Raw genomic sequence first — 13,843 nt, 5'->3', positions numbered from 1 at the left:
GGCGGACCGGTTGTCTGACAGCGCTGGACAACGGCACTCCGAGCGGGTTCCATGTCTGGCCGCCGCATGGCTGGCAATTCCCATCAGAAGGACAGGCAATGGACACATCCACCGTGGTTCGCGGGCAACACGTACAGAGCACACGCATGGCGCTGGCCGTGGTGACGGCGATCTTCTTCATGTGGGGCTTCATCACCTGCCTCAACGACATCCTGATTCCGCACCTCAAGGCCGCGTTCTCGCTGACCTGGGTGCAGGCCATGCTCATCCAGTTCACCTTCTTCGGTGCGTACTTCCTGATGTCGCTGCCGGCGGGGCGACTGGTTGCCGCCGTGGGCTACAAGCGCGGCATCGTGGCCGGGCTGGCCATCGCCGGTGTTGGCGCGCTGTTGTTCTGGCCGGCGGCCGCACTGCATGTGTACGGCCTGTTCCTGGGCGCGCTGTTCGTGCTGGCCACGGGCATCACCGTGCTGCAGGTAGCAGCGAATCCTTACGTGGCGCTGCTGGGCCCGGAGCAGACCAGCTCCAGCCGGCTTACCCTGGCCCAGTCGATGAACGCGCTGGGCACCACCATTGCCCCGCTGTTCGGTGGGCTGCTGATCCTGGCGGCCGAGCCCCGCAGCGCCGAACAGCTGGCGCTGCTGCCGCAGGCCGAAGCGCTGGCTTACCGTGCCGCCGAAGCGCAATCGGTGCAGGTGCCGTACTTCGGCCTGGCCATCGCGTTGTTCGTGCTGGCCGCAGCGATCTGGATGTTCCGCCTGCCCAGCATTGCCGGTGTGGAAGACAGCAAGGAACACGGCACCCTGGGTGCGGCGTTGCGCCACAAGCACCTGGCCTTCGGCGTGCTGGCAATCTTCTTCTATGTGGGCGCTGAAGTATCGATCGGTAGCGTGCTGGTCAACTTCCTGTCCATGCCGGGTATCGGCGAAGGGCTTACCGAGCAGGAAGCCACTCGCTATGTATCGCTGTACTGGGGCGGTGCGCTGGTGGGCCGCCTGGTCGGTACGTTCCTGCTGGCGCGCTTCGATCCGCGTCGCCTGCTTGGGTTGTTCGCGCTGGCGGTGATGGGCCTGCTGGCGGTGACCATGCTCGGCACCGGGGAGCTGGCCAAGTGGAGCGTGGTCAGCGTGGGCCTGTTCAATTCGATCATGTTCCCGACCATCTTCGCGCTGGCCATCGGCGGCCTGGGGCCGCTCACCGGGCAGGGCTCCAGCCTGCTGGTGATGGCGATCGTGGGTGGCGCGGTGATTCCCCTGGCGGTCGGTTGGCTGGCCGACCACTACGGGCTGCAGGCGTCCTTCCTGCTGCCGATGCTGTGCTACCTGTTCATTGTGTTCTACGCGTGGCGCGGTTCGCGCCGTTGCACCTGAATGTTCAGCGCCGTCGCGGTGCGTGGGTGGATTCACGCACCAGCACGGCGTGTTCCACCGTGACCATGCGGCCGGCCTGGGGCGAGCGGATGCGTTCGATCAGCTGCTCGGTGGCCAGCCGACCCATGGTGTCGGTGGGCTGGCGCACGGTGGTCAGCGCCGGGTAGATGTGCCCGGCGATCGGCGTGTCATCGAAGCCGCACACCGAGAGGTCGCGCGGCACGCGCAGGCCGCGTTGGCCGGCCACCCGGAACACCGCGGCGGCCATGTCATCGTTGGCCGCGAAGATCGCGGTCGGCGGCTCGGGCAGGTCCAGCAGCGCGTTGGCCGCCTCGATACCGGATTCGAACGAAAACTGGCCGTTCACCACCAGCGCGGGGTCGTAGTCGATCCCCGCTTCGCGCAAGGCCTGGCGGTACCCGGCCAGGCGCCACTGGCAGGCGCCATGCGCGCGCGGGCCTTTGATGTGCGCGATGCGGCGGTGACCCTGTGCCACCAGGTGCCCGATCAGCTCCACCACGGCCGTGGTCTCGTCCATGCGCACGCCGATCCGGCCGTCGGGATGGCGCGGCGCGATGCAGGAGAACGGAATCTCGTTGTCTTCCAGGTACGCCAGCACCACCGCATCATCGGTCAGTGGCGGGATCAACACCACGCCATCCGGCCGCGAGTTCTCGAACAGCGCGGCGAGGTCGGGCAGGGTGCGCCGACCGATGCCGACCGGTCCCAGGATCAGGTTGTAATGGTTCGCGTGACAGGCCTCCAGCATGCCGTTCTGGATTTCCATCAGGTAGTTGCGCGAGGGGTTGTTGTAGACCAGCGCCAATGCATACGAGCGCTGCCCCGCCAGGCTGCGCGCCGACAGGTTCGGTCTGTACCCCAGCCGGGTGACCGCGGCGAGCACGCGATCGCGCGTTTCCGTGCGCACGTTCGGCTCATTGTTGAGCACGCGCGATACGGTCTTGATCGAAACGCCCGCAATGGCGGCGACATCCTCGATACGACTACGCATGGTGCGATGGATCCTCCTGGAGAGCCGGCCGGCCGCTGCCGATGGTAGTGCGCCCGTGTCGTTTCGGGGTTACCGAAGCAGGCGGATGGTGCCACGACGCAGGGCGTTCGTGCACGACCTGAAATTCCATGCGGCGTTGCAACAGCAACCGCGCATTCGCACCACGTTCGAAAACGGCCGGGCCAGCAACCACGGGGATGCAAGGACAAGCATCTCGCCCGATGGTTGACAGCGCCCCGCCCGGCTTATATGACAGCGCTGTCACCGGATGCGCCGAAACGGCCTGCGTCCGGTCCAACATCCGCACATTCCCTTGAAGGTAGATGCCCGTGAGCCGCGCCCGGAAGACTCTTCTCACCGTCTGTGTACTGACGGCATTGACCGCCCAGGCGCATGCCGCGCCCGCCGCCGAGCGCCTGCAGGACTGGCCACGCGTGACCAGTGCGATTGCCGCCGACCCGGCCATCGAAAGCCGCGTGCGCAGCATTCTTGCGCAGATGACCCTGGCCCAGAAGGTCGGGCAGATGACCCAGCCCGAGATCAAGCAGATCACGCCGGAACAGGTGCGCACGTACTACATCGGTTCGGTGCTCAACGGCGGTGGCTCGTGGCCGGGCATGGACAAGCACGCCAGCGTGGCGGACTGGGTCAAACTGGCCGATGCCTACCATGCTGCGTCGCTGGCCACCGACGCGCGCACCCCGGTGCCGGTGATCTGGGGCACCGACGCGGTGCACGGCCACAGCAACGTGTATGGTGCCACCCTGTTCCCGCACAACATCGGCCTGGGCGCCACCCGCGATGCGGCACTGATCGAGCGCATTGGCGCCGCCACCGGCAGCGCCACCCGCGCCACCGGCATCGGCTGGGTGTTCGCACCCACCCTGGCGGTCGCGCATGACCCGCGCTGGGGCCGGACCTACGAAAGCTTCTCGTCCGACCCCGGCATCGTGCGCGAATACGCGCAGGCCTACGTCAAGGGCGCGCAGGGCCGCTTCACCAACGACGGCAACGTAGTGGCCACCGCCAAGCACTACATCGGCGATGGGGCCACCGACAACGGCCGCGACCAGGGCGAGGCCACGGTGGACAAGGCCACCATGATCAACGTACACGGCCAGGGCTACTTTGGCGCGCTGGGCGAAGGCGTGCAGACCGTGATGGCCTCGTTCAACAGCTGGAACGACAAGGCAGGGGGCGTCGACTACGGCAAGATGCACGGCAGTGAGGCGCTGCTCACTGGCGCACTGAAGGACAAGATGGGCTTCGACGGCTTCGTGGTGTCCGACTGGAACGGCATCGCCCAGGTACCCGGCTGCCGCAATGACAGCTGCGCGCAGGCGATCAACGCCGGCATCGACATGGTGATGGTGCCCGATGACTGGAAGGCCTTCATTGCCAACACCATCGCCCAGGTGGAGAGCGGCGAGATCCCGATGGCACGCATCGACGATGCGGTGACTCGCATCCTGCGCGTGAAGCTGCGCGCGGGTCTGTTCGAGCACAAACCGTCCGACAGCCGCTACGCAGGCGACGCCAATGCCGTGCAGCACCGCGAACTGGCGCGTGAAGCGGTACGCGAATCGCTGGTGCTGCTGAAGAACCAGGACAAGGTGCTGCCGCTCAAGCGCGACGCGCGCGTACTGGTGGTGGGCAAGAGCGCGGACAGCCTGTCCGACCAGGCCGGTGGCTGGTCGCTCACCTGGCAGGGCACCGAGAACACCAATGCCGATTTCCCCCATGCCGATTCGGTGTTGGGTGCGCTGCGCGCCGAACTGGGCGCTCAGCAGGTGACCTACAGTGCGGACGCCACGGGCATCGACGCCTCGAGCTTCGATGTCGTGGTCGCGGTGATCGGCGAAACGCCGTACGCCGAAACCAATGGCGACATCCTCGCTTCTGACACGGTCAGCCACAGCCGCGCGCAGCCGCAGGACCTGGCCGTGCTCAAGGCCGTCGCCGCTACCGGCAAGCCACTGGTCACCGTGTATTTCTCGGGCCGCCCGATGTACGCCAACGACCTGCTCAACCTGTCGCAGGCCTTTGTTGCGGCGTGGCTGCCGGGTACCGAAGGCAAGGGCATCACCGATGTGCTGGTGGCCGGCAAGGACGGCAAGCCCGCGCATGACTTCCACGGCCGCCTCAGTTTCCCGTGGCCGGGCGTGCCGTGCCCGGCACCGATCGACCGCCCGGACCCGAAGCGCCCGGACCTGTTCAAGCTCGGCTATGGGCTGAGCTACGCAGCGCCGGCGCAGGTTGCACGCCTGCCCGAAGCCAACCCTGACCATTGCGGTGAAGTCACCACGCTGCCGATCTTCAACCGGGTGGACACTGCGCCGTTCTCGCTGCACATCGCCGCCGACGGCGCCACCCAGCCGCTCGGCAACGACCTCAACGCCAGCCTGCGCTGGCCCACCGCCACGCCAGTGGCCGAGGTGCGCACGGTGCAGATCAACACCCAGCAGGACGCCCGCGAAGTGACCTGGCTGGCGCCAGCGGAGCTGATCGCGCGCAGCACCTCGCGGCGCAACCTGGGCGCACTGGCGCGCAGCAACGGCGCGCTGCAGTTCGACGTGATGGTGCAGCACCCACCCGCCTCGCCGGTAAAGGTAACCATGCAGTGCGGCACTGGTTGCGAGGGCGGGGTGGATATCGCCCCGGCGCTGGCAACGCTCAGCCCCGGCCAGAAGCGCACGGTGACCATTCCGCTGTCCTGCTTCGCCAGCAAGGGCGTGGACCTGGGGGCGGTGGAAGCGCCGTTCGTGGTCAGCGCGGACAAGCCGTTCGCGGCGGCGTTCACCCAGGTACGGGTGGCGGCGAAGGCGGACAAGGCCGAGGGGGTGGTGGAGTGCAAGTGATGCATTGAACCGGCGTCGGTGAATGATGCATGGGCCGGCCAACGGCCGGCGCTACCGCGTCAGGATGTGTCGCGTGCACCATGAAAATGGGAGTTGTTGCAGAGGATCCTCGCTGCGTGGCCGGTAGCGTGTGGGCTACGTAGTCGCGGGGAGATCGATGTGACGCTGATGCATGTCCTGGGTGGGCTGTCGCTGCTCATCCTTGTTGCGGTGTCGACGATGGTGAGGGCAGGGATCGGGTTTGAGCACGGGGATGGGCCGGCCGGGCCGGAAGAGGGGGCAGCGGCCGATGCAGTGGACGTTGCGGAGCCGGTGGCAACGTTGGGGCCGTTGCACTTTGGCCCGCTGCTGGATCGCATGCGTCCCTGAGGTGTACCGACCAACGGTCGATACCTACCGGGCAGGCAAGGCGCCGCGAAACAAAAAAAAGGCCCCGCAATGCGGGGCCTTTTCTGTTTCGATGTCGGCGCCGGTCAGCGCTTCATCGAACCGAAGAACTCGTCGTTGGACTTGGTGTTCTTCATCTTGTCGAGCAGGAATTCCATCGCGGCGATTTCGTCCATCGGGTGCAGCAGCTTGCGCAGGATCCAGATCTTCTGCAGCAGCTCCGGTTCGATCAGCAGGTCTTCGCGGCGGGTGCCGGAACGGTTGATGTCGATGGCCGGGTACACGCGCTTTTCGGCGATACGACGGTTCAGGTGCACTTCGCTGTTGCCGGTGCCCTTGAACTCTTCGTAGATCACTTCGTCCATCTTGCTGCCGGTGTCGACCAGCGCGGTGGCGATGATGGTCAGGCTGCCGCCTTCTTCAACGTTGCGCGCGGCACCGAAGAAGCGCTTCGGGCGGTGCAGGGCGTTGGCGTCCACACCACCGGTGAGCACCTTGCCGGAGCTGGGCACCACGTTGTTGTAGGCACGGGCCAGGCGGGTGATCGAGTCGAGCAGGATCACCACATCCTTCTTGTGTTCGACCAGGCGCTTGGCCCGCTCGATCACCATTTCGGCAACCTGCACGTGGCGCGCGGCCGGTTCGTCGAAGGTGGAGCTGATGACTTCGCCGCGCACGGTGCGCTGCATTTCGGTCACTTCTTCCGGACGCTCGTCGATGAGCAGCACGATCATGTGCACGTCCGGATGGTTGGTGGTGATCGCCGTGGCCACCTGCTGCATCAGCATCGTCTTGCCGGCCTTGGGCGGGGAGACGATCAGCGCACGCTGACCTTTGCCCTGCGGTGCCATCAGATCCATGATGCGGCCGGTGATGTCTTCGGACGAACCGTTGCCGCGTTCCAGGGTGAAGCGCTTGCGCGGGAACAGCGGGGTGAGGTTCTCGAACAGCACCTTGTTCTTGGACGCTTCCAGCGGCTCACCGTTGATGGTGTCCACGATCGACAGCGCGAAGTAGCGCTCGCCATCCTTCGGGAAGCGGATGCGGCCGGACAGGTGGTCGCCGGTGCGCAGGTTGAAGCGGCGGATCTGGCTGGGCGAAATGTAGGTGTCGTCCGGGCCGGCCAGGTAGCTGGCTTCGGCCGCGCGCAGGAAGCCGAAGCCGTCCGGCAGGATTTCCAGCACGCCGTCGGCGGCCACGCCGTCGCCATGGCGGGTGAGTACCTTGAGCAGGGCGAAGATGACGTCCTGCTTGCGGGCACGCGCCACGCCTTCGGAAATCTGCAGCTGCTCGGCGATCTCCAGCAGCTTCTGTGCCGGCATGCGCTTGAGGTCGCTCAGCGAATAGACCGGGAAGCCCTCGGGCACGTTGGCCTGCTGGCTGCGCACGAACGGCTGCTGCTCGCCATTGTCCTGCGGCATGCCGTCGTCGCGGAAGCCGCCACCACCACCACCACGATTGCGGTCGCGGTCGCGGCGATTACGGAATCGGTCGCGGCGGTTGCCTTGGCCCTGGTTCTGGCCCTGGGCCTGATTCTGACCCTGCTGGTACGGGTTCTGCCCGCCCTGCGGGTTGTTGGTGCGCTGGCCGCCGTCGCCGGCGTCCTGGCCACCGCCCTGCGGGGCCGGAGCATCGCCGCTGGAGGTGGCCGGTGCCTGGGGTGTCTGCTGCGGCGCTGCGGGTGCAGCCGGCGCCGGCGCGGCAGCCAGGGGCAGGGCGTTCTGTTCGGGGGAAGACCCGGTGTCGGCGCTGCTGGCAGCGGCCTTGGCGACGCGCGGCTTGCGCACGCGCTTCTCGGCGGGCGCGTCGGCGCTCCCGGGTTCGGAAGTAGTGATATCGGACAAGTGCTGAATTCCTCGCTGGAAGGTGCGAGCGCCCGGCAGGGGCGGCGAACGTTGGGAAGGGATTCTGGAAAGAGACGTCGTCCAGAAGATGCGGCGCGCGAATGCGGCCGGATATGCCGACACTAACACCGGCTCGCGGCGGTGCGCAAGCCGGGTGGGGCAGGGTCATTCATGCGGGCGTCGGGCCCGCGGGGCAGCCGGGTGACCGGCTGCCGGGGACATCAGGTCAAAGCGCCTTGTCGAGCAGCTGGGCCAGTTGGGCCTTGCCCACCGCACCGATTTGCTCGCCGACCTTCGCGCCGTCCTTGAACACCACCAGATACGGAATCGAGCGGACGTGGTACGTGGACGCCAGAGCGCGGTTGTTGTCCACGTTGACCTTCACGATCTTCGCGCGGCCCTGGTAGGCATCGGCCAGTTCTTCCAGCGCCGGGGCGATCATCTTGCAGGGACCACACCACTCGGCCCAGAAGTCGACCAGGACCGGTTCCTTGGAATTCAGCACGGTGCTATCGAAGTCGGCATCGCCGACATGTACAACCTTGTCGCTCATCTTGGTCTCTCGTTTTGGAGTGCACCCGGCAGGGCCGGAGGGGTTGAACCTGGACAAGGCTGGAGGCCTGGCCCGCGTCTGCTGCCTCGTGGCCGCGTGTGCAGCCAGCGGTGCGTCCGATGGATGCCTGGACGCTCACGGCCGGCAGTGTACCCCTATCGTCGCGAGGCAACAGACACCGGTTGGAAAGAATCGTCCTGTGACCGTCATCGCGCTTTGCCGGGGTTGGCTGGAACGATATGCGGGTGGGGTGGTGGCGGTTCCAGCCCCTCGAGCCACGGCGTTCAACTGGGGGTTGGGGGCGTGAAAGGCAGCCACGCAGGGCGTGGCTCTACGTCCGGCTGGGCCGTCGCATGGGGGTGTGCGACGCCCTCCCCCGGTTTGCCGGCCGCTTTGCGTTAAACTGGCTCACTGTGCGGCGCCCCGGGACCGGTTCGGTCCGGCCTCCGCCTTCCCAGGCGCAGGGCCCGCAATGGCGACGGTGCCCCCAAGATTGCAAGCCACCCGCATCTCTGTCGGCTGGCCTTACCAAGACGGACTCATGAGCGACAAACCGCTGACCGATTTGACCTTCTCCTCCTTCGATCTCCATCCGGCCCTGCAGGCTGGCCTTGAAGGCGCTGGTTTCACCCGCTGCACCCCGATCCAGGCATTGACCCTGCCGGTGGCATTGCCCGGCGGCGATGTGGCGGGCCAGGCCCAGACCGGTACCGGCAAGACGCTGGCCTTCCTGGTCGCGGTGGTGAACCGCCTGCTGACCCGCCCGGCGCTGGCCGACCGCAAGCCGGAAGACCCGCGCGCGCTGATCCTGGCGCCCACCCGCGAACTGGCCATCCAGATCCACAAGGACGCGGTGAAGTTCGGCTCGGACCTGGGCCTGCGCTTTGCGCTGGTCTACGGCGGCGTCGATTACGACAAGCAGCGCGAATTGCTGCAGCAGGGCGTGGACGTGATCATCGCCACCCCCGGCCGCCTGATCGATTACGTCAAGCAGCACAAGGTGGTGTCGCTGCATGCCTGTGAAATCTGCGTGCTCGACGAAGCCGACCGCATGTTCGACCTGGGCTTCATCAAGGACATCCGCTTCCTGCTGCGCCGCATGCCCGAGCGCACCACGCGCCAGACCCTGCTGTTCAGCGCCACGCTCAGCCACCGCGTGCTGGAGCTGGCCTATGAACACATGAACGAGCCGCAGAAGCTGGTGGTGGAAAGCGAATCGATCACCGCCGCGCGCGTGCGCCAGCGCATCTACTTCCCGGCCGACGAAGAGAAGATCCCGCTGCTGCTGGGGCTGCTCTCGCGCAGCGAAGGCGCGCGCACCATGGTGTTCGTCAACACCAAGGTGTTCGTGGAACGCGTGGCGCGCTCGCTGGAAAAGGCCGGCTACCGCGTCGGCGTGCTGTCCGGCGACGTGCCGCAGAAGAAGCGCGAGAGCCTGCTCAACCGCTTCCAGAAGGGCCAGCTGGAAATCCTGGTGGCCACCGACGTGGCCGCGCGCGGCCTGCACATCGACGGCATCAAGTACGTCTACAACTACGACCTGCCGTTCGACGCCGAAGACTACGTGCACCGCATCGGCCGTACCGCCCGCCTGGGCGAGGAAGGTGATGCGATCAGCTTCGCCTGCGAACGCTATGCGATGGGCCTGCCGGATATCGAGGCCTACATCGAGCAGAAGATTCCGGTGGAAGCAGTCACCAGCGAGATCCTGACCGCGTTGCCGCGCCCGGAACGCGCCGTGGCGCCGGCGGGCGAGGAAGGCGACGAGAACGAAAGCGTCGGCCAGATCTTCCGCGAAGCGCGCGAAGCGCGTGCCGCCGAAGAAGAGCGCCGCGGTGGTGGTCGTTCGTCCAGCGGCAGCCGCTCCGGTGGTGGCCGTGGCGAGCGTAGTGGTGAGCGCAGCGGCGAACGCCGTCCGCGTGGCCCGCGCAAGCCGCGCGTGGAAGGCGAGCAGCCCGCTGTTGCCGTGGAAGGCGCCGCGCCGGTGGAGGCTGCAAAGGCTCCCCAGGCGCCGCGTCCGCCGCGCGCCGAAGGGGCGCCGGAAGGTGCGGCCGAGGGCGAGCGCGCACCGCGCAAGCGTCGCCGTCGTCGCCACGGTCGTCCGGTGGAAGGTGCCGAAGGTGCCGCACAGTCGGTCACCCCGGTGCAGGTCACCGCCAAGCCGATGCGCAACATCGCGCCGGCCGCCGACCCGGGCGCAGGCTTCCTGACCCGCATCGGCCGCAAGATCCGCCGGATGCTGTCGGGCGGTTGATCTCCGATCAACGGTAGCGCCCGACCGTTGGTCGGGCGGCACGCCATTCCCCCGCCGCCGCCCTCCTCCTGCATAATCGGAGGAATGAGCGTCCTGCGTTTTGACAATGTCAGCAAACACTATGCGGGCGGCCACCAGGCTCTGGTGGACGTCAGCTTCGATGTCGCGCCCGGCGAAATGCTGTTCGTCACCGGGCACTCCGGCGCCGGCAAGAGCACCCTGCTCAAGTTGATCCACCTCGACGAACGGCCCAGCCGTGGCGCGGTGGTGTTCGACGCGCGCAACCTGCTCAAGGTGCGCGGTGGCGATATCCCGCATCATCGTCGCGCGGTCGGTGCGGTCTACCAGGACCACCGCCTGCTGATGGACCGCAGCATTGCCGAAAACGTGGCCCTGCCGCTGATCCTGCGCGGCACCCGGCGCGGCGATATTGGCAAGCGCGTGCGTTCGGTGCTCGAGCGCATGGGCCTGGGCCATCGCGAGAAGGCGCTGCCGTCGCAGCTGTCGGCCGGTGAGCAGCAACGCGTCGGCATCGCCCGTGCGATCGTCGGCGAGCCCAAGCTGCTGGTCGCCGACGAACCCACCGGCAACCTGGACCCGACGCTGGCCGCCGAAATCATGGCGCTGTTCGCCGAACTGCCCGAGCGCGGCACCAGCGTGCTGGTGGTCAGCCACGACCTGGCGCTGCTGCGCGCCATGCGCAAGCGCGTGCTGATCCTCGACCACGGCAAGCTGATCGACGACATCTCGCCGCAGGACCTGGCCGAATGAGCACCGCCACCAACAAGGGAGCCGCCGCACCGTCGCGCCTGGGCGTGTGGCTGCACCACCACGGCCACAGCGTGGTGTTCAGCCTGGGCCGTGCCTGGCGCAAGCCGTGGGCCACCCTGCTTACGGTGATGGTGATGGCGCTCGCCCTGGCCCTGCCGCTGGGCCTGTCGATCGCGCTGGACAACCTCACCCATTTCGCCGGCAGCGTGCAGCAGTCGCGTGACATCAACCTGTTCCTGAAGACCGATGTCGATGCGGCAGCGGCCAAACAGGTGGCCGACACCCTGCGCGGTCGCGCCGACGTGGCCGGGGTGACCCTGCGTTCGCCGGATGAAGGCCTGGCCGAACTGCGCGACAGTGCCGGACTGGGCGAGGCCATCGATGCGCTGCACGACAACCCGCTGCCGTCGCTGTTGATCATCACCCCGGCCAACGGCACCGACGACGCGCGCCTGGCACAGTCGCTGGAGGGCCTGCCGCAGGCCGACCTGGTCCAGCACGACGCGTTGTGGCGCAAGCGCCTGGATGCCTGGCTGGGCTTCGGCACGCGGCTGGTGCAGGTGCTGTCGGTGCTGTTGGGGCTGGGCGCGGCGCTGGTGGTCGGCAATACGGTGCGGCTGGACATCCAGGCCCGGCGTGATGAGATCGGCGTGCTGCAGCTGCTGGGCGCCAGCGACGGTTTCATCCGTCGCCCGTTCCTGTACCTGGGCGCGTGGTACGGGCTGGGCGCCGGTGCGTTGGCCCTGGCGCTGGTCGGCGGGGCAGGGCTTGCGCTGCGCCCGCCGCTGGCCGCGCTGTCGCAAAGCTATGCCAGCCCGTTCGTGCTGCATGGGCTGGACCTGTTGCATTCATCGCTTGTGCTGGTCGGCACTGTCGTGCTGGGCTGGCTGGGCGCGTGGCTGGTGACGGGGCATTTCCTGCGCCAGACCCGTCCGACCGAAACCTGAGGCCTGCCCTGCATGCGTCCGCAAGTACTGAAGCACCTCGTCGATGACGCGCCACGCGTCATGGTGGTCGATGGTTCCAAGCTGGTCCGCAAGCTCATCGCCGACGTGCTGCAGCGCGAGCTGCCGGCGGTCGAGGTGGTGGGCTGCGCCTGCATCGAAGACGCCCGCATGGCGCTGGAGGCCGGCCCGGTCAACCTGGTCACCACCTCGCTGACGCTCAGCGATGGCGACGGCCTGGACCTGGCCCGGCTGGTGCGCGAAACCGCCGGGCAGGCGTACGTGCCGGTGATCGTGGTCTCCGGTGATGCCCAGCAGCACCTGGAGCAGCGTCGCTTCACCGACTACGTCACCGACTATTTCGACAAGGCGCTGGGCCATGAAGCCCTGGCGACCTTCATCCGTGGCTATGTGCAGCCGGAAACCATTCCCGGCGCCACCATCCTGTACGTGGAGGACAGCCGCGTGGTTGCCGAAGCGACCAAGCGCATGCTCGAGCGGCAGAGCCTCAACGTGCTGCACGTGATGACCGCCGAAGAAGCGTTCGCACTGCTCACCGCCGAATCGTTGGGCCGCAGCAGCCACCGCATCGACCTGGTGCTGACCGACGTCACCCTGAAGGGCGAGCTCAGCGGGCTGGATGTGGTCGAGCGCGTCCGCGTGGACTTCGGCTACGGCAAACGGCGCCTGCCGGTGCTGGTGATGACCGGCGATGGCAACCCGCTCAACCAGTCCGGGCTGCTGCAGGCCGGTGCCAACGACCTGGTGCAGAAGCCGATCGAAGAACGGCTGCTGGTCACCAAGGTGCTGTTCCAGTTGCGCCTGTCGCGACTCAACGACAAACCCGTGGTGCGATGAACGACGACGTACAACCGGCCATCCAGCTTGAACCGAGCTGGAAGGCGCGCATTGGCGATTACCTGCTGCGCCCCGAAATGCGCGAACTGGCCGCGTTCCTGCGCCAGCGCAAAGCCGCCGGTGCCCACGTGTTCCCACCGGGGCCGCAGATCTTCGCCGCGTTCGACGCCACCCCGTTCGACCAGGTCAAGGTGGTCATCCTTGGCCAGGATCCGTACCACGGCGCGGGCCAGGCCCATGGCCTGAGCTTTTCGGTGATGCCCGGCGTGCCGGTGCCGCCGTCGCTGTTGAACATGTACAAGGAACTGGAAGCCGATCTCGGCCTGCCGCGCCCGGACCATGGCTGCCTGCTGCCATGGGCGCGCCGTGGCGTGCTGCTGCTCAACGCGGTGCTGACCGTGGAGGAAGGGCAGGCCGGTTCGCACCAGAAGCGCGGCTGGGAAGGGTTCACCGACCACGTGGTGGACACCCTCAACCGTGAACGCGACGGCCTGGTGTTCCTGCTGTGGGGCAGCTATGCCCAGCAGAAGGGCAAGGTGATCGATACCAGCCGCCACCGCGTGCTCAAGGCACCGCATCCGTCGCCGCTGTCGGCGCATCGCGGTTTCCTGGGCTGCCGGCATTTCTCGTCGGCCAACCAGTACCTGGACCGGCGTGGCCTGGGCCGCATCGACTGGTCGTTGCCCGAGCGAGCTGCGCTCGACCTTTCGGTGTAACCCACCACTACCGGCGCGCGGGTAGGCTGAATGCCTGGCAACCCTTTTTCCCTGAATGGGTCGCTCCGGGTGGGATTGTCCTGCCCAAAACTACGAAGACCTGACGTTTTTGATCGTATCCATTTGATTTATAAAGAAATAAGATACCTTCCCGGGCCGCTCGCCACTGCCACCATTTCGCGGTACGTTAGGCACCTGATCTCCGTCAGCGTTTCACTCACGGAACGCTGGAACTTTTTGAACCGTCAGCAGTCCAAAACCGGGACTGATAAGATG

General features: G+C 67.0%; 11 protein-coding genes. 8 read left to right on the top strand and 3 right to left on the bottom strand.

Going from position 1 to position 13,843, the window contains the following annotated elements:
- The first annotated feature begins 98 nt into the window (after positions 1 to 98).
- The gene (locus J7J08_RS09355; RefSeq protein ID WP_214904418.1) at positions 99 to 1,370 is read left to right on the top strand and encodes a sugar MFS transporter; all 1,272 of its coding nucleotides are present in this window, start codon (positions 99 to 101) and stop codon (positions 1,368 to 1,370) included.
- 4 nt (positions 1,371 to 1,374) lie between these two features.
- On the opposite strand, the gene J7J08_RS09350 is transcribed toward J7J08_RS09355, so the two are convergent.
- Positions 1,375 to 2,382, bottom strand: a complete 1,008-nt coding sequence (locus tag J7J08_RS09350) for a LacI family DNA-binding transcriptional regulator (protein WP_214904415.1) — start codon at positions 2,380 to 2,382, stop codon at positions 1,375 to 1,377.
- Between the two features lie 329 nt (positions 2,383 to 2,711).
- On the opposite strand from J7J08_RS09350, the gene J7J08_RS09345 reads away from it, so the two are divergent.
- Together J7J08_RS09345 and J7J08_RS09340 are read left to right on the top strand one after the other, a co-directional pair.
- Positions 2,712 to 5,240, top strand: coding sequence for an exo 1,3/1,4-beta-D-glucan glucohydrolase (locus J7J08_RS09345; RefSeq protein ID WP_214904412.1), 2,529 nt, complete (start codon positions 2,712 to 2,714; stop codon positions 5,238 to 5,240).
- 159 nt (positions 5,241 to 5,399) lie between these two features.
- The gene (locus tag J7J08_RS09340) at positions 5,400 to 5,609 is read left to right on the top strand and encodes a hypothetical protein (protein ID WP_214904409.1); all 210 of its coding nucleotides are present in this window, start codon (positions 5,400 to 5,402) and stop codon (positions 5,607 to 5,609) included.
- Between the two features lie 104 nt (positions 5,610 to 5,713).
- On the opposite strand, the gene rho is transcribed toward J7J08_RS09340, so the two are convergent.
- Together rho and trxA are read right to left on the bottom strand one after the other, a co-directional pair.
- Entirely contained in the window at positions 5,714 to 7,471 is a 1,758-nt protein-coding gene (gene rho, locus J7J08_RS09335) for a transcription termination factor Rho (RefSeq protein ID WP_214904406.1), read from the bottom strand.
- A 226-nt stretch (positions 7,472 to 7,697) separates the two neighbouring features.
- Complete coding sequence (trxA, locus tag J7J08_RS09330) at positions 7,698 to 8,024, bottom strand: thioredoxin (RefSeq protein ID WP_214904403.1); 327 nt, start codon at positions 8,022 to 8,024, stop codon at positions 7,698 to 7,700.
- A 541-nt stretch (positions 8,025 to 8,565) separates the two neighbouring features.
- Here trxA and rhlB point away from each other — a divergent pair.
- From rhlB to ung, 5 genes are all read left to right on the top strand, one after another.
- Positions 8,566 to 10,278 carry an ATP-dependent RNA helicase RhlB gene (rhlB, locus tag J7J08_RS09325; RefSeq protein WP_214904400.1) on the top strand — a complete coding sequence of 571 codons (1,713 nt, stop codon included), beginning with the start codon at positions 8,566 to 8,568 and terminating at the stop codon, positions 10,276 to 10,278.
- An 84-nt stretch (positions 10,279 to 10,362) separates the two neighbouring features.
- Positions 10,363 to 11,049 carry a cell division ATP-binding protein FtsE gene (gene ftsE / locus J7J08_RS09320; protein ID WP_214904397.1) on the top strand — a complete coding sequence of 229 codons (687 nt, stop codon included), beginning with the start codon at positions 10,363 to 10,365 and terminating at the stop codon, positions 11,047 to 11,049.
- Positions 11,046 to 11,996 carry a permease-like cell division protein FtsX gene (ftsX, locus tag J7J08_RS09315; protein ID WP_214904392.1) on the top strand — a complete coding sequence of 317 codons (951 nt, stop codon included), beginning with the start codon at positions 11,046 to 11,048 and terminating at the stop codon, positions 11,994 to 11,996. Before ftsE ends, ftsX begins: the two co-directional genes overlap by 4 nt.
- 12 nt (positions 11,997 to 12,008) lie before the next feature.
- On the top strand, positions 12,009 to 12,851 hold the full coding sequence (locus J7J08_RS09310; protein ID WP_214904389.1) for a response regulator: 843 nt from the start codon (positions 12,009 to 12,011) through the stop codon (positions 12,849 to 12,851).
- On the top strand, positions 12,848 to 13,567 hold the full coding sequence (ung, locus tag J7J08_RS09305) for a uracil-DNA glycosylase (protein ID WP_214904387.1): 720 nt from the start codon (positions 12,848 to 12,850) through the stop codon (positions 13,565 to 13,567). The genes J7J08_RS09310 and ung overlap by 4 nt, the downstream gene beginning before the upstream one ends.
- Positions 13,568 to 13,843 lie beyond the last annotated feature (276 nt).

Source organism: Stenotrophomonas sp. ISL-67, assembly GCF_018612915.1.
In the GTDB taxonomy this organism is placed as follows: Bacteria; Pseudomonadota; Gammaproteobacteria; order Xanthomonadales; family Xanthomonadaceae; genus Stenotrophomonas.
The sequence above is the reverse complement of the archived record's forward strand: the minus strand, read 5'-3'. Positions and strand labels throughout refer to the sequence as shown.